The sequence below is a fragment of the Halosaccharopolyspora lacisalsi genome (genome assembly GCF_014137975.1).
Taxonomy (GTDB): domain Bacteria; phylum Actinomycetota; class Actinomycetes; order Mycobacteriales; family Pseudonocardiaceae; genus Halosaccharopolyspora; species Halosaccharopolyspora lacisalsi.
This window is the reverse complement of sequence record NZ_JACGWZ010000001.1, coordinates 521,734-539,232: the sequence shown is the minus strand read 5'-3', so window position 1 is coordinate 539,232 and position 17,499 is coordinate 521,734. Positions and strand designations below refer to the sequence as shown.

16 protein-coding genes and 3 tRNA genes are annotated in these 17,499 nt (G+C 69.3%); 6 read left to right on the top strand and 13 right to left on the bottom strand.

The features are described from left to right. Positions 1 to 104: 104 nt before the first annotated feature. Positions 105 to 731, top strand: coding sequence for a class I SAM-dependent methyltransferase (locus FHX42_RS02655; protein WP_328795860.1), 627 nt, complete (start codon positions 105 to 107; stop codon positions 729 to 731). Here FHX42_RS02655 and FHX42_RS02650 read toward each other — a convergent pair. The 4 genes from FHX42_RS02650 to FHX42_RS02635 all read right to left on the bottom strand — a co-directional run bounded on the left by FHX42_RS02650 (position 698) and on the right by FHX42_RS02635 (position 4,295). Continuing rightward, positions 698 to 1,138 (bottom strand): cysteine dioxygenase, encoded by a 441-nt coding sequence (locus FHX42_RS02650; RefSeq protein ID WP_182542550.1) that lies wholly within the window; start codon positions 1,136 to 1,138, stop codon positions 698 to 700. The genes FHX42_RS02655 and FHX42_RS02650 overlap by 34 nt on opposite strands. Positions 1,139 to 1,381: 243 nt before the next feature. After that, the gene (locus FHX42_RS02645) at positions 1,382 to 2,491 is read right to left on the bottom strand and encodes a cystathionine gamma-lyase (RefSeq protein WP_182542549.1); all 1,110 of its coding nucleotides are present in this window, start codon (positions 2,489 to 2,491) and stop codon (positions 1,382 to 1,384) included. A 12-nt stretch (positions 2,492 to 2,503) separates the two neighbouring features. Then, on the bottom strand, positions 2,504 to 3,523 hold the full coding sequence (locus FHX42_RS02640; RefSeq protein WP_182542548.1) for an NAD(P)H-dependent glycerol-3-phosphate dehydrogenase: 1,020 nt from the start codon (positions 3,521 to 3,523) through the stop codon (positions 2,504 to 2,506). Then, the gene (locus FHX42_RS02635; protein WP_182542547.1) at positions 3,516 to 4,295 is read right to left on the bottom strand and encodes a lysophospholipid acyltransferase family protein; all 780 of its coding nucleotides are present in this window, start codon (positions 4,293 to 4,295) and stop codon (positions 3,516 to 3,518) included. The genes FHX42_RS02640 and FHX42_RS02635 overlap by 8 nt, the downstream gene beginning before the upstream one ends. Positions 4,296 to 4,412: 117 nt before the next feature. On the opposite strand from FHX42_RS02635, the gene cofC reads away from it, so the two are divergent. The 3 genes from cofC to FHX42_RS02620 are packed head-to-tail and all read left to right on the top strand — an operon-like array spanning position 4,413 to position 8,381. Beyond that, a complete protein-coding gene (cofC, locus tag FHX42_RS02630) occupies positions 4,413 to 5,090 on the top strand; it encodes a 2-phospho-L-lactate guanylyltransferase (protein ID WP_328795859.1) in 678 nt (225 codons plus the stop codon). Beyond that, complete coding sequence (locus FHX42_RS02625; protein ID WP_235986880.1) at positions 5,078 to 7,381, top strand: RNA degradosome polyphosphate kinase; 2,304 nt, start codon at positions 5,078 to 5,080, stop codon at positions 7,379 to 7,381. The genes cofC and FHX42_RS02625 overlap by 13 nt, the downstream gene beginning before the upstream one ends. A 7-nt stretch (positions 7,382 to 7,388) precedes the next feature. Then, positions 7,389 to 8,381 carry an NUDIX hydrolase gene (locus FHX42_RS02620; protein WP_182542545.1) on the top strand — a complete coding sequence of 331 codons (993 nt, stop codon included), beginning with the start codon at positions 7,389 to 7,391 and terminating at the stop codon, positions 8,379 to 8,381. Between the two features lie 33 nt (positions 8,382 to 8,414). Here the strand turns inward: FHX42_RS02620 and FHX42_RS02615 are convergent, their stop codons facing one another. From FHX42_RS02615 to leuC, 3 genes are all read right to left on the bottom strand, one after another. After that, positions 8,415 to 9,371 (bottom strand): HU family DNA-binding protein, encoded by a 957-nt coding sequence (locus tag FHX42_RS02615; RefSeq protein ID WP_182542544.1) that lies wholly within the window; start codon positions 9,369 to 9,371, stop codon positions 8,415 to 8,417. A 223-nt stretch (positions 9,372 to 9,594) separates the two neighbouring features. Next, positions 9,595 to 10,197 carry a 3-isopropylmalate dehydratase small subunit gene (gene leuD, locus FHX42_RS02610; protein ID WP_182542543.1) on the bottom strand — a complete coding sequence of 201 codons (603 nt, stop codon included), beginning with the start codon at positions 10,195 to 10,197 and terminating at the stop codon, positions 9,595 to 9,597. 52 nt (positions 10,198 to 10,249) lie between these two features. Further along, on the bottom strand, positions 10,250 to 11,650 hold the full coding sequence (leuC, locus tag FHX42_RS02605; protein WP_182542542.1) for a 3-isopropylmalate dehydratase large subunit: 1,401 nt from the start codon (positions 11,648 to 11,650) through the stop codon (positions 10,250 to 10,252). A 106-nt stretch (positions 11,651 to 11,756) separates the two neighbouring features. On the opposite strand from leuC, the gene FHX42_RS02600 reads away from it, so the two are divergent. Beyond that, positions 11,757 to 12,458: an IclR family transcriptional regulator gene (locus FHX42_RS02600; protein WP_182542541.1), complete on the top strand. Its 702-nt coding sequence runs from the start codon at positions 11,757 to 11,759 to the stop codon at positions 12,456 to 12,458. 134 nt (positions 12,459 to 12,592) lie between these two features. Here FHX42_RS02600 and FHX42_RS02595 read toward each other — a convergent pair whose 3' ends face one another. The 6 genes from FHX42_RS02595 to gltX all read right to left on the bottom strand — a co-directional run bounded on the left by FHX42_RS02595 (position 12,593) and on the right by gltX (position 16,142). After that, positions 12,593 to 12,856, bottom strand: a complete 264-nt coding sequence (locus FHX42_RS02595; RefSeq protein WP_328795858.1) for a zinc ribbon domain-containing protein — start codon at positions 12,854 to 12,856, stop codon at positions 12,593 to 12,595. A gap of 321 nt (positions 12,857 to 13,177) precedes the next feature. Further along, positions 13,178 to 13,250, bottom strand: a tRNA-Glu gene (locus tag FHX42_RS02590). 177 nt (positions 13,251 to 13,427) lie between these two features. Next, positions 13,428 to 13,500 (bottom strand) — tRNA-Glu (locus tag FHX42_RS02585). A 34-nt stretch (positions 13,501 to 13,534) separates the two neighbouring features. Next, positions 13,535 to 13,605 (bottom strand) — tRNA-Gln (locus tag FHX42_RS02580). Positions 13,606 to 13,797: 192 nt separating this feature from the next. After that, a complete protein-coding gene (locus FHX42_RS02575; protein ID WP_328795857.1) occupies positions 13,798 to 14,550 on the bottom strand; it encodes an HAD family hydrolase in 753 nt (250 codons plus the stop codon). Between the two features lie 92 nt (positions 14,551 to 14,642). Further along, complete coding sequence (gltX, locus tag FHX42_RS02570; protein WP_182542540.1) at positions 14,643 to 16,142, bottom strand: glutamate--tRNA ligase; 1,500 nt, start codon at positions 16,140 to 16,142, stop codon at positions 14,643 to 14,645. Between the two features lie 115 nt (positions 16,143 to 16,257). Between gltX and FHX42_RS02565 the strand changes: the two genes are divergently transcribed. After that, positions 16,258 to 17,490, top strand: coding sequence for an FAD-dependent oxidoreductase (locus tag FHX42_RS02565; protein WP_182542539.1), 1,233 nt, complete (start codon positions 16,258 to 16,260; stop codon positions 17,488 to 17,490). Positions 17,491 to 17,499 lie beyond the last annotated feature (9 nt).

Below are 17,499 nucleotides of genomic sequence, written 5' to 3'. Positions count from 1 at the left end.
GTGTCACAGACATCAGCGCGAATCAACTTCGAACTGCCGGAACCTTCACCGCGCGGTGGATAAGCTCGGCCGAGCCGGGACACCACGACCAGGGAGGCGAAGCAGTGGCGAAACCCTCGTCGGGGAGGGGGCTGTTCCTCACCGAGTTCGTCCGCTCTCCCCTGAACACCGCCTCGGTGCTGCCCAGCTCACCGCACCTGAGCGCACCCATGGTCGCGCCGATCGACGCGCGCGGGGAACCGACGGTGGTCGAGCTGGGTCCGGGCACCGGCGCGTTCACCGCAGCCATCCAGCAACGGCTCGCCGGGCGCGGGCAGCACGTGGCCGTCGAGCTGAACGAACGGCTCGCCGACCACCTGTCCGAGAGGTTCCGGAACCTCTCGGTGGTCACCGACACCGCCGAGCGGCTGCCGGAGATCCTGGCCCACCACGGGTGCGGCAGCGCCGACGTCGTCGTCAGCGGACTGCCCTGGTCGGCGTTCGCGGGCGGCGACCTGATCGACACGATCGCCTCGTCGCTGACGTCGGGGGGCGTCTACACCCAGTTCGGCTACACGTGGACCCGGTGGGCTCCACCCGCCCGCCGCCAACGGGCCCAGCTCCGGGCGGCGTTCCAGCAGGTCAGTCTGAGTCCGACCGTCTGGCGCAACCTGCCACCCGCCGCCGTCTCCGTCGCCCGGCGACCCCGGAGCGCCACTCACGAGTGCATCGACGGCCTGCCGGGACGATAGACGTGAATGCTGATGGCCGGGTCCGGGCCGTCGTTGTGCACCCGGTGGGTGTAGTGCGGGCCGAACACGCGCGACTGACCCACGGTCAGCGTGTGCAGCGCCTCGGCCTCCCGGCCCTCGCGGTGCTGGATCGCCCGCTCGGACAGCACGCCGGAGACGACGGTGAACGCGCCGGTGGCGCCGCCGTGATCGTGCAGGTCGGTGTGCTGGCCCGGCAGCCAGCTCAGCAGCCAGGCCTCGTGGGTCTCGGTACGTTCGATGAGTTCGAACCAGCGATGGTCGGGGTCGTACCGGAGCAGATACGCCCAAGCCTGCCGATCGGCGGCGAGGTCGCGCGCGATGCGCGCCGGATGCGCGAGCGCACGGTCGTACGGGAGCGCGACGGTATTCGGGGGAACGGCGAACACGAAAAAAACAGTCCTCGAAAACTAGGAAGGGCGTGAATGACGCGGGCGGACGGCAGCGCCGTCAGCCCGCACAGCGGGAAGGGGTCACCGCCGAGGACAAAGTGCGCTGGCGACACGACGCAGGTCGATATGACCCCGCCTGCTGCTCATCACGCGCTTCAACACGTCACACACTGAACCAGCTGGACCGCGCCGGGTCAAGGCGCCCCCCGGGCAGCAGCGCGAAAACTCACACGATGGTGGTCAGCCGAGGGCAGCCAGGACGTCGGCGACGAGGTCGGCGGTGTCCTCGCACCCGGCCGAGAACCGCACGAAGCCCTCCGGCACCGGATCCCCCCACTGCGCGCGGCGGTCCACCGTGCTGTGGATGCCGCCGAAGCTGGTGGCTCCGGCGACGAGCGCGCTGCGCCGCACGAACTCGGCCACCTTCTCCGCCCCGGCGAGCCGGAACCTGAAGACACCGCCCCAGCGCCGCATCTGCGTGCTCGCGAGCTCGTGCGAGGGATCGTCGGGCGACCCCGGCCACCGCAGGTCGGAAACACCCGGGTGGTCCCTCAGCGCCTCGACGAGCGCGCGGGCGTTCTCGGCCTGCCGGGACAGCCGCAGGTCCAGGGTGCCCATGCTGCGATGAGCCAGCCACGTCTCGAACGGTCCCGGAACCGCACCGGAGAGCGTGCGCGCCCGGATCAGCGCGTGGACGAACTCCTCGTCACGCACGGAAACGTGCCCGAGCAACAGGTCACTGTGGCCGGACAGCGCCTTCGTGTCGCTGGCCAGCACGGCGTCGGCACCCAGCTCCAGCGGACGCTGCCCCAGCGGGGTCGCCGTGGTGTTGTCCACGGCGACGAAAGCCCTCGCCTCGTGCGCGCGCCGGGCGAGCTCGGCGATGTCGCAGACGTCCATGCCCGGGTTCGACGGCGTTTCCAGCAGCACCAGCCGCGCCCCGTCGAAAACGTCGTCGGGCCACGGTCCCGGCGTCGGGACCTCGCGCACGTCGAGGTCGTACTCGGCGAGTTCCTCGCGCACGAACTGGCGCGTCGCGTAGTAGCCGTCGCCGGGCAGCACCACGGCGTCACCGGGGCTCAGCAGCACGCGCAGCAGGGTGCTGATGGCCGACATGCCGGACGGGAACAGGACGCACTGCCCACCGTCGAGGTCACCGACGGCCTTCTCCAGCGCCCGCCACGTGGGATTGCCCGCGCGACCGTAGAAATCGGCTCCACCCACCCGATCGGCTCCCCCGAGGTGGTAGGGAGCGGCGAGGACCGGCCCCGACAGAAACGGCGCGCCCGCCTCCGGGGCCGGATGGCCCCCTTGCACGCACCTCGTGCCGTCACCGTCGAATTCCGTCATGGTGTCTCCTGTTCAGGAACGCTCGGGCTTGCGTTCGCGGCCGAGCAACCGCCCCGCCGCCGGTCCGGGGTCGACCCCCTCGTGACACACGCGGTAGACGACGTCGGTGAGCGGCATCTCGACACCGTGCCGCTCGGCCAGCTCGCGCAGCGACGAACACGATTTCACGCCCTCGGCCACCTGACCGTGCGCGGCTTCCTGCGCCTGACTCAGCGACTCCCCCCGTCCCAGCCGCTGCCCGAAGGTGCGGTTGCGCGACAGCGGTGAGGCGCAGGTGGCCACGAGATCGCCCAGCCCGGCCAGCCCTGCGAAGGTCATCGGGTCCGCACCGAGCACCGCTCCGAGCCTGCCGGTCTCGGCCAGTCCCCTGGTGATCAGGGTGGACATCGTGTTGGAGCCGTAGCCGAGACCGGAGGCCATCCCGCAGGCCAACGCGATCACGTTCTTGCACGCACCGGCCAGTTCGACGCCCACGAGGTCGGTGTTGGTGTACGGGCGGAAGTACCCGGTCGAGCAGGCGTGCTGCAACGCCACGGCCCGATCGTGGTCCCCGCAGGCCACCACCGTGGCGGTCGGCTGCTCCTCGGCGACCTCGCGGGCCAGGTTCGGTCCGGAGACCACCGCGACCCTGCTCATGGCGACGTCGGCGACCTCGGCGACCACCTCGCTCATCCGCTTGAGCGTGCTCAGCTCGACGCCCTTGGCGAGGCTGACCAGGGTGGCCGCCGGCGGCAGCAGCGGCTGCCAGCCGGCCAGGTTCTCGCGCAACGACTGACTGGGAACGGCCAGGACCACGGCATCGGCGCCGTGCAGCGCCTCGGCCGCGTCGTCGGTCGCCCGCAGCGACGGGGGAAGCTCCACGTCGGGCAGGTACTCGGTATTGATCCGCTTCGCGTTGACCGCGTCGGCCACCGCCGCTCGCCGCGCCCACAGCGTCACGTCGCAGCCCGCGTCGGCGAGCACCTTGGCGAACGTCGTGCCCCACGTGCCCGCGCCGAGGACGGCGACCCGATGCACGGCGTGCTCACTCATTCTCGCCCTCGGCGACGCGGGACTTGCGGGTCGAGTAGAACTCGGCGGGCGGCTGCTCGTCGCGAATCTCACCGAGCAGGTCCCGCACACGCCGCATGATCAGATTCGTCGCGTCGCGCAACGTCCGGTTGTCCAACTCGCGACCGCGGTACTCCGACAGATCGACGGGCTCACCGAGCTTGATGCTGACCTGCTTGCGGGGAAGCGGCCGGAACTTCTTGTTGTAGTGGTCGTAGACGGCGCGCGTGCCCCAGCGAGCCACCGGGATGACCGGGATGTCGTGCTCCAACGCCAGCTGTGCCACGCCGATCCGCGGCATCATCGGCCACCCCTGCGGATCCTTGGTGATCGTGCCGTCGGGATAGATCAGGATCACCTTGTCCCGCTCCAGCGCCCGGTGGGCCTCCCGCAGACTCTTGTGCGCGTCGGAGGTCCCCCGGTACACCGGGATCTGATCGACCCCGTCGAGCACCCTGTTCAGCACCGGCACGTTCCACAGCGTGTTCTTGGCCAGGAAGCGGGGAACTCGCCCGGCGCGGTGCACGGTGACCGCGTCGTAGATCGGGTCCAGGTGCGAGACGTGGTTGAGCACCAGCAGCACCGGCCCCTCGGCTGGCAGCCGCTCCAGACCGATCACCTTCGTCCGGGCCAGCAACGCCTTGATCGGGTAGAACACGACCACGGCCAGGCCGAGCCAGAGCTTGCCCGCGCCCTTGCGCCCGGTTTCCCTGGTTTGCCTGCGTTCGCGCCTGAGACTCTTCGGTTCCGCCACGCCAAACTCCTTGTCCGCGCACCTGAGCAGCTGTCGAATTTACCCGGCGCGGTCCTGCCCGCCGCGCCGGACCACCGGTCGTGGCAAGAATCCACCGCGAGAGCGCACCATGGTGCGGTGACCGCCGGTGTGCAGCTGCTCGTACCGATCAAACCGCTCCACGTCGCCAAGTCCCGGCTGCTCGGTAGCACCGAGGACGGGCGGACACGGGATCACGCGGCGCTCGTCACGGCCGTGGCGCGGGACACGGTTTCCGCCGCACGCGACGCCGCCGGGGTGCGCACGATCGTCGTCGTCACCTCCGACCCACATCTGAGCACCTGCTTCGCCGCCGAAGGGATCGAAGTCCTGCCCGATTCTCCCTCCGCGGGGCTGAACGCCGCGCTGCAACACGCCGACGGCGTGTTGCGCGGCAGGAACCGGAACGCGCGGATCGGAGCGCTCCAGGCGGATCTGCCCGCCCTGCGCGGTGCCGACCTGGAAGCGGCGCTGGACGCGGCCGGCGGTGAGCGGGCCTTCTGCCCCGACCGCCAGGGCACCGGGACGACACTGCTGGTGGCCGCGGCGGGAACACCGCTGGCTCCCCGGTTCGGGCCGGGATCGGCTCGGGCCCACGTCGAGGACGCCAAGCGACTGGACGGCCCCTGGGAGACCCTGCGTTGCGACGTGGACACGGCAGCGGACCTGGTCGCCGCCACCGAGCTGGGACTGGGCCCGCGCACCAGCGCCCGGCTGCGCGGTGTCCCCATCGAGAGCACGGACTCAGCACCGGGTGCGCGACAATGGGAGACGTGAGTACGGACGACGCCCGCCAGCCCGACCAGAAAGAGTCCCGGGAAGAACCAAGCCCCCGCACGAAGGCGGCGGGCTCCACCAGAAGGCGCGGCAACGCGCACCGTACTCCGCGCCCGGCCACCCGCCGCACCGGCGAGCACGCTCCGGGACAGCCGGAGCACGGCGAGGACACCGGCGTCGAGGAGGTCAAGGTCCCCGCGGCGCCACCGGCGGTGACCCGCGCGGCGGCCAGCACCGACCTGCCGGAGGACCGCTACCTCAACCGCGAACTCTCCGCGCTGGACTTCAACGCCCGGGTGCTGGCCGTGGCCGAGGACCCGTCCCAGCCCGTCCTCGAACGCGCCAGGTTCATGGCGATCTTCGCCTCCAACCTGGACGAGTTCTACATGGTGCGCGTGGCCGGGCTCAAGCGCCGCGAGGAGACCGGGCTGTCGGTACGCAGCGCCGACGGCCTGACACCGCACGAACAGCTCACCCGCATCTCGGTCCGCAACCAGGATCTCGTCGAGAAACTCGCCCGGGTCTTCGACGAGGAACTGCTGCCCGAGCTCGAGGCCAACGGGGTCTTCCTGGTGAGCTGGGACGAACTCGGCACCCACGACCGCGACCGGCTCAAGCGGTACTTCGAGGAACACGTCTTCCCGGTGCTCACGCCGCTGGCCGTCGATCCGGCCCACCCCTTCCCCTACATCTCGGGGCTGTCGCTGAACCTGGCCGTCACCGTCGCCGACCCGGACGAGGGACTTCGCCGGTTCGCCAGGGTCAAGGTTCCGGACAACGTGCAGCGCCTGATACGCATCGAGGACAACCGCGACCACGAGCAGGCGACGTTCCTTCCGCTGGAAGACCTCATCGCCGCGCACCTGGACAAGCTCTTCCCCGGGATGGAAGTCATCGAGCACCACGTGTTCCGGGTCACCCGCAACGCCGACCTGGAGGTCGAGGAGGACCGCGACGAGGACCTGCTCCAGGCCATGGAACGGGAACTGGCACGGCGCCGGTTCGGTCCCCCGGTGCGGTTGGAGATCACCGACACCATGAGCGAGACGATGCTCGAGCTGCTGCTGCGGGAGCTCGACGTCGACCGCCACGACGTGGTCCAGGCGCACGGACTGCTGGACCTGTCGTGCCTGTTCCAGCTGGACAGGCTGCAACGTCCGGACCTCAAGGACGGGCCGTTCGTACCCGCGACGCACCCGGCGTTCGCCGAGAGCCCCACGCCCAAGAGCGTGTTCGCCACGCTGCGCGAGGGCGACAGCCTGCTGCATCACCCGTACCACGCCTTCTCCACGTCGGTGCAGCGCTTCATCGAGCAGGCCGCCACCGACCCGAACGTGCTGGCGATCAAGCAGACGCTGTACCGCACCTCGGGTGACTCGCCCATCGTCAACGCGCTCATCGACGCCGCCGAGGCGGGTAAGCAGGTCGTGGCCCTGGTCGAGCTCAAGGCCCGCTTCGACGAGCAGGCCAACATCCAGTGGGCCAGGACGCTGGAGCGTTCCGGGGTGCACGTCGTCTACGGCCTGGTGGGGCTGAAGACGCACTGCAAGATCGCGCTGGTGGTGCGCCAGGAGGAGGCCTCGCTGCGTCGCTACTGCCACCTGGGCACGGGCAACTACAACCCCAAGACCGCGCGCACCTACGAGGATCTGGGCCTGCTCACCGCCGACGACGAGGTGGGGTCCGACCTCACCGACCTGTTCAACGTGCTCACCGGCTACGCCCGCCACGACACCTACCGGCGAGTCCTGGTCTCGCCCCAGGGCATCCGCACCGGCATCGTCGAACGCATCGAGGGCGAGATCGCCCACGCCCGCGCCGGTGAGGGCAGCGGGATCCGGATGAAGGTGAACTCGCTGGTCGACGAGCAGATCATCGACGCGCTGTACCGCGCCTCGCTGGCCGGAGTGCCCGTCAGCATCGTCGTGCGGGGTATCTGCGCGTTGAAGGCCGGTGTCGCCGGACTCAGCGAGAACATCGAGGTTCGTTCGATCCTGGGACGGTTCCTGGAGCACTCGCGGGTGTTCCACTTCGTCGGAGCCGACGAGCACTGGATCGGCAGCGCCGACATGATGCACCGCAATCTGGACCGGCGCGTGGAAACCCAGGTCCGGGTCACCGACTCCCGCCTGACCGCGGAAATCGACGCGCTGTTCGACTCCGCGCTGCATCCGAACACCCGGTGCTGGGTGCTCAACGCCAGGGGAAATTGGGAGGCCTCGCCCCGCGAGGGCGAGTACGTCAACGATCACCAGATGGAAATGCTGCGCCGTCACGGTGCGAAGGTTTGAGGAACCGATGACCGAGAACGTGGTCGACGAGGCGGAGTCCGATCCGGCAACCGCACGACAGGAAGCGCCCGAACCGGTTCGGGAGGGCACGCGAATCGTGCGTGCGGCGGGTGCCGTGGTCTGGCGCGCACGCACCGACGGAGTACCGGAGATCGCGCTGGTGCACCGTCCCCACTACGACGACTGGTCACTGCCGAAGGGCAAGCTCGACCCCGGGGAGACCGTCGCCCACACGGCCGCGCGCGAGGTCACCGAGGAGACCGGGCTGACGTGCGTGCTGTCGCGGTACCTGCGGCGAATCACCTACCGGGTCCCGGTGGACGACGGTTGGTCCGCCAAGTTCGTGGACTACTTCTGCGCACACGTGCGCGAAGGGACGTTCGTTGCCAACGACGAGGTCGACGAGCTGCGGTGGATGACCACCGACAAGGCGCGCGAACAGCTCACCCACGCCCATGACGGGATGGTCCTCGACGCCTTCGACGAGCTGCCCACCGACGTCGTCACCCTGCTGCTGGTGCGACACGCCAAGGCGGGCAAAAGCTCCGAGTTCAGCGGGGAGGACGCACTGCGTCCCCTCAGCGAGGCGGGAGTGCGCCAGCAGCGAGCGCTGCGGACATTGCTGCCCCTGTTCGGTCCCCAGCGCGTGCACTCCGCACCGCTAGTGCGCTGTGAACGGACCGTGGAACCCGTGGCCGAGGACCTGGGTGCGGACATCGGTCCCGAGCCCCTGCTGACGGAACAGGAGTACTGGCAGGACCCGCCGGCCGCGGTCGACCGGCTGCTGCGGATCGCCTCGTCGCCGGGTACCGCCCTGGTCTGCAGTCAGGGCGATGTCATCCCCGACCTCGTGCGGCGGCTGGCGTCCGCGGCCGGGCTGGTCCTGGAGGAGATACCGGCCAAGAAAGCGAGCGTGTGGACGCTGACGCTGCGAGCGGACTCGGACAGCGGGACGGGTCTCCGACTGGCGGCGGCCGACTACCTGCCACCGCCGGTGTGATTCCGGCTCCTCCCGAGCTCAGCGATTCGCGGGTCACTTCTTGGTGCCGCGCGTGGACTTGCTCGTGCTGCTCTTGGTGGTGCCCCCCTTCGCGGTACCGCTCTTCGCCGAGCTCGTCCTGGCGGTAGTCGGCTGCGCCGAGCTGGTCTTGGCGGCGCTGGTCTTGCTCGACGACGCCTTGCTCGTCCCGGTGCTCGCCTTGGAGGCCCCGGTAGTCGCCTTGGACGCACTCGCCTTGGCGGCACTCGGCGCCTTGGCGGCGCTGGTCTTGCTCGACGACGCCTTGCTCGTCCCGGTGCTCGCCTTGGAGGCCCCGGTAGTCGCCTTGGACGCACTCGCCTTGGCGGCACTCGGCGCCTTGGCGGTACTGGTCTTGGCTGTGCTCGCCTTGGCGGCGCTGGTCTTGCTCGACGACGCCTTGCTCGTCCCGGTGCTCGCCTTGGAGGCCCCGGTAGTCGCCTTGGACGCACTCGCCTTGGCGGCACTCGGCGCCTTGGCGGTACTGGTCTTGGCTGTGCTCGCCTTGGCGGCGCTGGTCTTGCTCGACGACGCCGCCTTGGACGTACTCGGCGCCTTCGCGGTACTCGCCTTCGCGGCGCCCGTCTTCGCCGCAGTCGTTCCGCTCGTGGTGCTCTTGGTGGTGGTGGATTTCGCGGTCCCGCGCGTGGTCGCCGTGGTGCCGCCCGTCTTCGCCGAACCGGCGCGGGAGAGCTTGCGGCGACCTCCCACGACCTCCTTGAACTGGGTGCCCGGGCGGAAGGCGGGAACGTTGGTCTTGCGGACCCGAACGGCCTCCCCGGTACGGGGATTGCGCGCGGTGCGGGCCGCACGAGCACGCTTCTCGAAAACACCGAAACCGGTGATGTTGACCTTCTCGCCCTTGTTGACGTTGCGGACGATGATGTCCGTGACGTCTTCCACTGCCTGATTCGCGGTCTTCTTGTCCCCGAGGCGTTCGGCCAGCGCCTCGATGAGTTGGGCCTTGTTCATGTCAGTCCCTCCCAGGACGACAACGACCCCGTCGGGCCGACTCAAGGCCACGGTAAATCCACACACAGCCGAATGCCATTCGTCGCACCCCTTTTCGTTGGGATGGCGGCAAACACCGGATGCTCACGCTCGCCCCCACCGTGACGGCGAGGCTTCTCGAATGGCTCCGCGCGGGCGCATTTTCGGCCTCGGTCGGCGAAAACACGCCCGCGGGAACACTCGCTCACTCCGTCGGGGCGGGCGCCGTGCTGGGAGCGAAGCTCGGTCGGCTCTCCTCGAACGTGGCGATCGCTTCGGCTTCACGCATGGTCAGCCCGATGTCGTCGAAGCCCTCCAGCAAGCGCCAGCGGGTGTAGTCGTCGATGCCGAAGGACACGGTGAGGTCCTTGACCCGGATGGTCCGCTGCTCGAGATCCACCGTGACCGGAGTGCCGGGTTCGTTTTCCAGCAACTTCCAGATCAGTTCCACATCGGACTGATCGCATTCGGCGGCGAGCAGTCCCTGCTTGCCCGCGTTCCCCCGGAAGATGTCGGCGAAGCGCGCGGAGATGACCACTCGGAATCCGTAGTCCTTCAGCGCCCACACCGCGTGCTCGCGGGAGGATCCGGTGCCGAAGTCCGGACCGGCAACCAGAACACTTCCGCTGCGGAAGGGCTCCGAGTTGAGAATGAAATTCTCGTCGGAACGCCATGCGGCGAACAACGCGTCCTCGAAACCGGTGCGGGCGACCCGCTTGAGATAGACCGCTGGAATGATCTGGTCGGTATCCACGTTGGACCGGCGCAGGGGCACGCCCACACCGGTGTGGCTGGTGAACGGTTCCATGGAGCTCCTCCAAGTCCGGAAACGTGAGTCTTTCGTGCCGTGCGGCTCGCGCCTACAGGTCTTCCGGGGAAGACAAGGTGCCCCGCACGGCGGTGGCGGCCGCCACGACCGGTGAAACCAGGTGGGTGCGTCCACCCTTGCCCTGACGCCCCTCGAAATTGCGGTTGGAGGTCGATGCCGACCGCTCCCCCGGGGTGAGCTGGTCGGGGTTCATGCCCAGGCACATGGAGCATCCGGCCGCGCGCCACTCGGCTCCGGCCGTGGTGAAGACCTCGTGGAGACCCTCCTGCTCGGCCTGCTCCCGCACCTTCATCGAGCCGGGCACCACCAGCATCCGCACGTCGGTGGCGACCTTGCGGTCGCGCAGCAGCTCGGCGGCGGTGCGCAGGTCCTCGATGCGCCCGTTGGTGCACGACCCCAGGAAGACGGTGTCCACCGTCACCTCGCGCAGCGGGACACCACCCTTCAGCCCCATGTAGTCCAGTGCCTTCTCGGTGGCATACCGCTGCTCGGAGTCGGCGATGTCCTCCGGGGCGGGGACGTTCTCGCTCAGCGGGAGCCCCTGACCGGGGTTGGTGCCCCAGGTGACGAACGGGGTCAGCTCGTCGGCGTCGATGGTCACCTCGGCGTCGAAGGTCGCGTCGTCGTCGGTGCGCAACGACCGCCAGTACTCCACGGCGGTGTCCCACTCGGAGCCCTCGGGCGCCCGGGGGCGATCCCGCAGGTACTCGAAGGTGGTCTCGTCCGGGGCGATCATCCCGGCGCGCGCGCCCGCCTCGATGGACATGTTGCACATCGTCATGCGTGCTTCCATGGACATTTCCTCGACGGCGCTGCCCCGGTACTCCAGGACGTAGCCCTGACCGCCACCGGTTCCGATCCGGGCGATGACGGCGAGAATGACGTCCTTGCTCGTGACGCCGGGGCGCAGGCTGCCCTCGATGTTGATCGCCATCGTCCTGAACGGCCGCAACGGCAGCGTCTGGGTGGCCAGCACGTGCTCGACCTCCGAGGTGCCGATGCCGAAGGCCAGCGCACCGAAGGCGCCGTGGGTCGACGTGTGGCTGTCTCCGCAGACCACGGTGGCACCCGGCTGCGTCAGGCCGAGCTGTGGCCCCACGACGTGCACGATCCCCTGCTCGGCGTCGCCCATCGGGTACAGCGGGACGCCGAACTCCTCGCAGTTGGACCGCAGCGTGTCCACCTGGGTCCGCGAGGTCGGGTCGGCGATCGGCAGGTTCACGCCGGTGGTCGGCACGTTGTGGTCTTCGGTGGCCAGGGTCAGGTCGGGGCGGCGCACGGAGCGGTCCGCCAACCGCAGCCCCTCGAAGGCCTGCGGGCTGGTGACCTCGTGAACCAGATGGAGATCGATGTAGAGCAGGTCGGGCTCGTGTCCCTGACCACGGCGCACCAGGTGCGTCTCCCAAACCTTCTCGGCGAGCGTTTTACCCATCGCTCCTCCCCATCGAGGCTGTGGGTGACCCATCTCTCCACGGGTACACCCGAACCGGCGTCCCACTGAGTGGACTTCTCAGATTCCGGGACGTTAATATCGTTACGTGGGACAGCATAGCGGTATCGGAGTGTTGGACAAGGCAGTGGCCGTACTTCAGGCGGTTTCCGAGCAACCGTGCGGGCTCGCCGAGCTGTGTGACCGCACGGGGCTGCCCCGGGCCACGGCGCACCGGCTGGCCGTCGGCCTGGAAGTGCACCGGATGCTGCGCCGCGGTTCGGACGGCCGTTGGAGGGCCGGTGCGGCGCTGGCCGAGCTCGCGGGCGGGGCGGTCGATCCGCTGCTGGAGGCGGCCTCCGTGGTGCTGCCCAAACTGCGGGACGTCACCGGCGAGAGCGTCCAGCTCTACCGACGGGACGGGATGCAGCGCCGGTGCGTGTCCACGGCGGAACCGCCGAGTGGGCTGCGCGACACGGTACCGGTCAACACCTCGCTGCCGATGGCCGCCGGTTCCGCGGCCAAGGTGCTGACCGCCTGGGGCGATTCCGCCACGCAGCGCGCGGTGCTGGCCGAGGCCGTCTTCGGGGAGCGCACTCTCATGGAGGTGCGCAGGCGCGGTTGGGCCCAGAGCGTCGCCGAGCGCGAGGCGGGGGTGGCCAGCGTGTCGGCGCCGGTGCGGGACTCCGGAGGAACCGTGGTGGCCGCCATCTCGGTGTCCGGCCCCATCGACCGGATGGGACGGAAACCGGGTGGCCGGTGGGCGGCCGACCTGCTCGCCGCCGCCGAGGGACTGCAGAACCGACTTTGACCGCTCCTCGACCTCAAGGTCGGGGATTCCCATCTGGCTCGCGCCCGATAGTTCCTGCTTCGCGGCCGACCGCGGAAGGGAGGACCCTTGCCGACCGACACCAGCTCCACAGGATTCGGCGGGGTTCTCCCCGGCTACCGCTCGACAGCGGCGAGGATGTTTTGCGCCGCGTTCACGTCCCGGTCGTGCCGGGTGCGGCAGTGCGGGCACGTCCACGCCCGCACGGACAGCTTCAGATGGTTCAGCAGGTGCCCACACGCAGAGCACGTTGTGCCGGACGGGTACCAGCGGTTCACCGCGACGACGCGCTTACCGGCGCGTTCGGCCTTGCATTCCAGTTGGCGGCGGAACCCTCCGAACGCGGTGTGCTGATGCCGCAAGACCCGCTGCAACGGCACCGAGGGCACCTCGGGCGGGAACGCCAGCTCACGGTTCCCTTCCACTGCCCCGGCGCCGCGTCGGTTTCCTTGGACGAGGGGGCCGGCCTTCGGTGTGCCAGCGGCGGTGCCGCGCGTCGAGGGGCTCGTTCCACACCAGGCGCCCGCACTTGTACGCCGCCCGCATATTGATCTTTTTGCACGGTTGTCGCTACTGAGTAACCACTGGGCTTGCGCGCTCGACCTCGGGCTACCCCGAGAAAAACCGGTGCGGCTGGGGCGCCCTCCTGAACGACGAAGAAGGGCCGGTGCGCACTCGCGCACCGGCCCTTCTTCGTGAAGTACTCCCGATGGGATTCGAACCCACGTTACCGGCGTGAGAGGCCGGCGTCCTAGGCCACTAGACGACGGGAGCAAGCAGTGGTCCCCACCGCCGCTGCCGAGGAACACTCCGGTGACTCGGCGATTCGGCACGCTGCCAGCACAGGCAGCCTCCCCGAGGCAACCACCGTACCGCGGGGGTCAACGGGGAATCGGCCCCGCGAAGAGACGACAAGGGTTCAGCGCGCCAACGCACTCACCCGTTGTCCCGTACTCCCGATGGGATTCGAACCCACGTTACCGGCGTGAGAGGCCGGCGTCCTAGGCCACTAGACGACGGGAGCGGAAAGATCAACGTGGTGTCACGTCGATCTCCAGCTGGGGTACCAGGATTCGAACCTAGACTAACTGAACCAGAATCAGCCGTGCTGCCATTACACCATACCCCACCGGGCACCATGCCCAGCGGTTCCTAACCGGTCTTCTCGGATCGAAGTCCGGATCGGCCCCGCTGTTCATTGCGTTGGTGAAAATACTAGACCATGTCCGAGGCGGCCGTGTAACCACCCCCCCTTTTATGGCGAAATCGCAGGTGAACGAGAGGAAAGCGGAGGCGGGGGCGCCCCACCTCCGCGCGATGGTCACCGGACGAGCGAACCACGCTCGTCGAGAATCGGTCGAGGGGCCCACGCCATCAGTTCGGGAAGCTCCGACAGGGACGTGATCACGGACACTCCCTCGGGAACGGTTCCGGCGTCACCGGCCCGGTTCAACCAGACCCCCCGCAGGCCCGCCCTCGCCGCCCCTCCCGCGTCGACGTCGAGTCGGTCGCCGACGTGGACCACCCGTTCGGCGGGCAGCCCCAGCGCCGAGCACGCGGTCTCGAAGATGCGGGGGTCCGGCTTGGCGACCCTGGCCTCCTCCGAGATGACGATCGCGTCGAAGACATCGCCCAGCCCGACGGCGGCGATCTTCCTGCGTTGGTACTCCCCGGCGGCGTTGGTGACGGCGGCCAACCGCAGCCCGCGAGCGCGCAAGTTCTCCAGACACGGCAGCACGTCGTCGAACAGGCTCCAACAGCGCTGCATGGCCGCCATCCGCATCTGTTCCCGCGCGAGGACCTCCTCGTCGCCGAGCCGCTCACCGAAGGCGGTGAAGAAAGCGCGCGTGCGCTCCCACCGCATGGTGTCGTAGTCGACCCGGCCGGCGACGAACCGCGCGTAGTGGTGCTCCGTCAGACGCCGCCACATCGGCCACGCGGCGTCGTTTCCGGTCAACGCCCGCAGCCCGCCACGCGAGGCTCTCTCGTTGTCCAACAGCGTGTCGTCGATGTCCAGGCACACGGCCATTCGGGCGGGCTCTTGCGGTGTCGAAATCTCCAGCGCGGATGTCACCCCGTGAGGCTAGGCGCCCACCGGGGGTGTTCGACTCGGCCACAATGGTGAATCCCGGTGGCCGAAATGGCCGTGAATCCCACTGGGTGAAATCAGTCACGAGCGTTGCGAAGCCGCTCCAGGGAGGTTTCGCGGCCGAGCAGTTCCATCGACTCGAACAGCGGCGGAGACACCGTGCGTCCGGTCACGGCCACCCGCACCGGGGCGAAGGCCTTGCGCGGCTTGAGTCCCAGGTCCTCGACGACGACCCGCTTCAGGCACTCCTCGACGGCCGCGGCGTTCCACTCCGGCAGCTGCTCCAGTGCCGTGATCGAGGCGTCGAGCACGGGGCGCGCGTCCTCGCCCAGCGCCTTGTCCGCCGAGGCCTGTTCCGGCGCGAAACCCCCGCCCGCGAACAGGAAGCCCATCATGCCCACCGCGTCGGAGAGCACGACCAGCCGCTCCTGGACCAGCGGTGCCGCCGCACGGACCGTCTCCAGCTGCTGCTCGGTGGGCTGCTCGGGCAGCACTCCACCCGCGACGAGGTACGGCACGATCCGGTCGACGAAGTCGTCCGGGGTCAACGCGCGCAGGTGCGCCGAGTTGATCGCGTCGGCCTTCTTCTGGTCGAACCGGGCCGGGTTGGCACTGACCCGGCCGATGTCGAAGGCCTCCACCATCTCGTCCATGCCGAACACGTCGCGGTCCTCGGCGATGGCCCAGCCCAGCAACGCCAGGTAGTTCAGCAGCCCCTCGGGCAGGAAACCCCGGTCTCGGTGGTGGAAGACGTCGGACTGCGGGTCGCGCTTGGAGAGCTTCTTGTTGCCCTCGCCCATCACGTGCGGCAGGTGCCCGAAGGCGGGGACGAAGTCGGTGACCCCGACGCGCATCAGCGCCTCGTACAGCGCGATCTGACGCGGCGTGGAGGCCAGCAGGTCCTCACCGCGCAGCACGTGGGTGATCCGCATCAGCGCGTCGTCGACCGGGTTGGTCAGCGTGTACAGGGCATCACCGTTGCCCCGCACCAGCACCGGGTCCGGGATCGTGCCCGCGGGGAAGGAGACCTCGCCGCGAACCAGGTCGGTGAAGCCGATGGCGCGCTCGGGCATGCGCAACCGCAGCACCGGAGAGCGTCCCTCCGCTCGCAGGGCGGCCTTGCGCTCGTCGGTGAGGTCGCGGTCGGAGTTGTCGTAGCCGAGCTTGGGGTCACGGCCGGCGTCCCGGTGCCGCTGCTCGATCTCGGTCGGCGTGGCGAACGACTCGTAGAGCTCCCCCGCCTCCAGCAGGCGCCGCGCCACGTCGGAGTAGATCTCCCGGCGCTCGCTCTGCCGGTAGGGACCATAGGAGCCGCCGAGGTCGGGACCCTCGTCCCAGTCCAGGCCCAGCCAGCGCAGCGCTTCCAGCAGCGCTTGGTAGGACTCCTCGCTGTCCCGGCTGACGTCGGTGTCCTCGATGCGGAACACCAGGCTGCCGCCGTTGTGACGGGCGAAGGCCCAGTTGAACAGGGCGGTACGGATCAGCCCGACGTGCGGAGTACCGGTCGGCGACGGGCAGAACCGGGCGCGGACCTCGTGGGGCTGCTGGGGCGTGGGGGTGACCTCTGGCGTGCTCATGACCTCCTCAGCATATCCAGTCCCCTCCGGGGGATTGACCGGCGCTTCCGACAAGCCCATGCTGGAATTATTCAACAAGCGTTGAATAAGGACTCGACGAGCGGGAGGCAACTCGATGGAGCGGACCACCTGCTGCATCGTCGGCGGCGGCCCCGCCGGCATAATCCTCGGATTGTTGCTGGCCAGGACGGGTGTGTCCGTCACGGTGCTGGAAAAGCACGGGGACTTCCTGCGGGACTTCCGCGGCGACACCGTGCACCCGACGACCCTGCAGCTCATGGACGACCTCGGATTGGCCGAACGCTTCGCCGAGCTGCCCCAGCGGCGCATCGACCGGATCGGGGTGCCGATCGGTCCCGACGGCGAGCTCCTCACGCTCGGTGACTTCGGAACGCTGCCGACCCGGTACAACTACGTCGCAATGGTCCCGCAGTGGGACCTCCTCGACCTGCTGGCCGACGCGGGCAAGCAGGAACCGACCTTCACGCTGCGCATGAACACCGAGGCCACCGAGCTCGTCCGGGAGAACGGTCGCGTCAACGGTGTCCGCTACCGCACCGACGACGGCGAGTCCGGCGAGATCCGCGCCACGATCACCGTCGCCTGCGACGGGAGGAACTCCTTCGCCCGCAGCCTGCCCGAGCTGCGGCTGCACGACTTCCCCACCCCGATGGACGTGCGGTGGTTCAAGGTGCCCCGCCGTCCCGACGACTTCGCCGGCGGCATCGGCGTCATCCGCGGCCGGACGTTCACGGTGATGTTCGACCGCGGCGACTACTTCCAGACCGCCTCGATCATCGCCAAGGGCACCGACGCGCAAGACCGCCGCGAGCCGGTCGAGGAGTTCAACCGGCAGCTCGTCGAGTACCTGCCGTGGCTGGACGACGGGCGAGAGCTGGTGCGGGAGTGGGAGGACGTCAAGCTGCTGCACGTCAAACTGGACCGCCTGCGCAAGTGGCACGCTCCCGGACTGCTGTGCATCGGCGACGCCGCGCACGCGATGTCCCCGGTCGGCGGCATCGGCATCAACCTGGCCGTGCAGGACGCCGTCGCGGCGGCTCGGCACCTGGCCGAGCCGCTGCGCGAGGGCAGACTACGACGCCGGCACGTCGCGGCGGTCCAGCGGCGGCGTTGGCCGACGACCGTGCTCATCCAGCGGTTACAGCGCCTGATCCACGACAACGTCGTCGAGCCGGCGTTGCGGGGTGAGATCGACTTCGACCAACGGGCGCGGATCCCACGTCCGCTGAGGACGCTGACGAAGCTGCCGCGGCTGCGCAAGGTACCCGCGTACCTGCTCGCCTACGGTGCCATGCGCGAACGCCCGCCGAAGACCGCCCTGCGGTGAGGAGAGCCC

Bases quoted from the DNA above. Each gene is read 5' to 3' on its own strand.
- FHX42_RS02645 (WP_182542549.1), bottom strand. From the start codon at position 2,491: ATGACGGAATTCGACGGTGACGGCACGAGGTGCGTGCAAGGGGGCCAT.
- FHX42_RS02640 (WP_182542548.1), bottom strand. From the start codon at position 3,523: ATGAGTGAGCACGCCGTGCATCGGGTCGCCGTCCTCGGCGCGGGCACG.
- FHX42_RS02625 (WP_235986880.1), top strand. From the start codon at position 5,078: ATGGGAGACGTGAGTACGGACGACGCCCGCCAGCCCGACCAGAAAGAG.
- FHX42_RS02620 (WP_182542545.1), top strand. From the start codon at position 7,389: ATGACCGAGAACGTGGTCGACGAGGCGGAGTCCGATCCGGCAACCGCA.
- FHX42_RS02615 (WP_182542544.1), bottom strand. From the start codon at position 9,371: ATGAACAAGGCCCAACTCATCGAGGCGCTGGCCGAACGCCTCGGGGAC.
- leuD (WP_182542543.1), bottom strand. From the start codon at position 10,197: ATGGAACCGTTCACCAGCCACACCGGTGTGGGCGTGCCCCTGCGCCGG.
- leuC (WP_182542542.1), bottom strand. From the start codon at position 11,650: ATGGGTAAAACGCTCGCCGAGAAGGTTTGGGAGACGCACCTGGTGCGC.
- gltX (WP_182542540.1), bottom strand. From the start codon at position 16,142: ATGAGCACGCCAGAGGTCACCCCCACGCCCCAGCAGCCCCACGAGGTC.
- FHX42_RS02565 (WP_182542539.1), top strand. From the start codon at position 16,258: ATGGAGCGGACCACCTGCTGCATCGTCGGCGGCGGCCCCGCCGGCATA.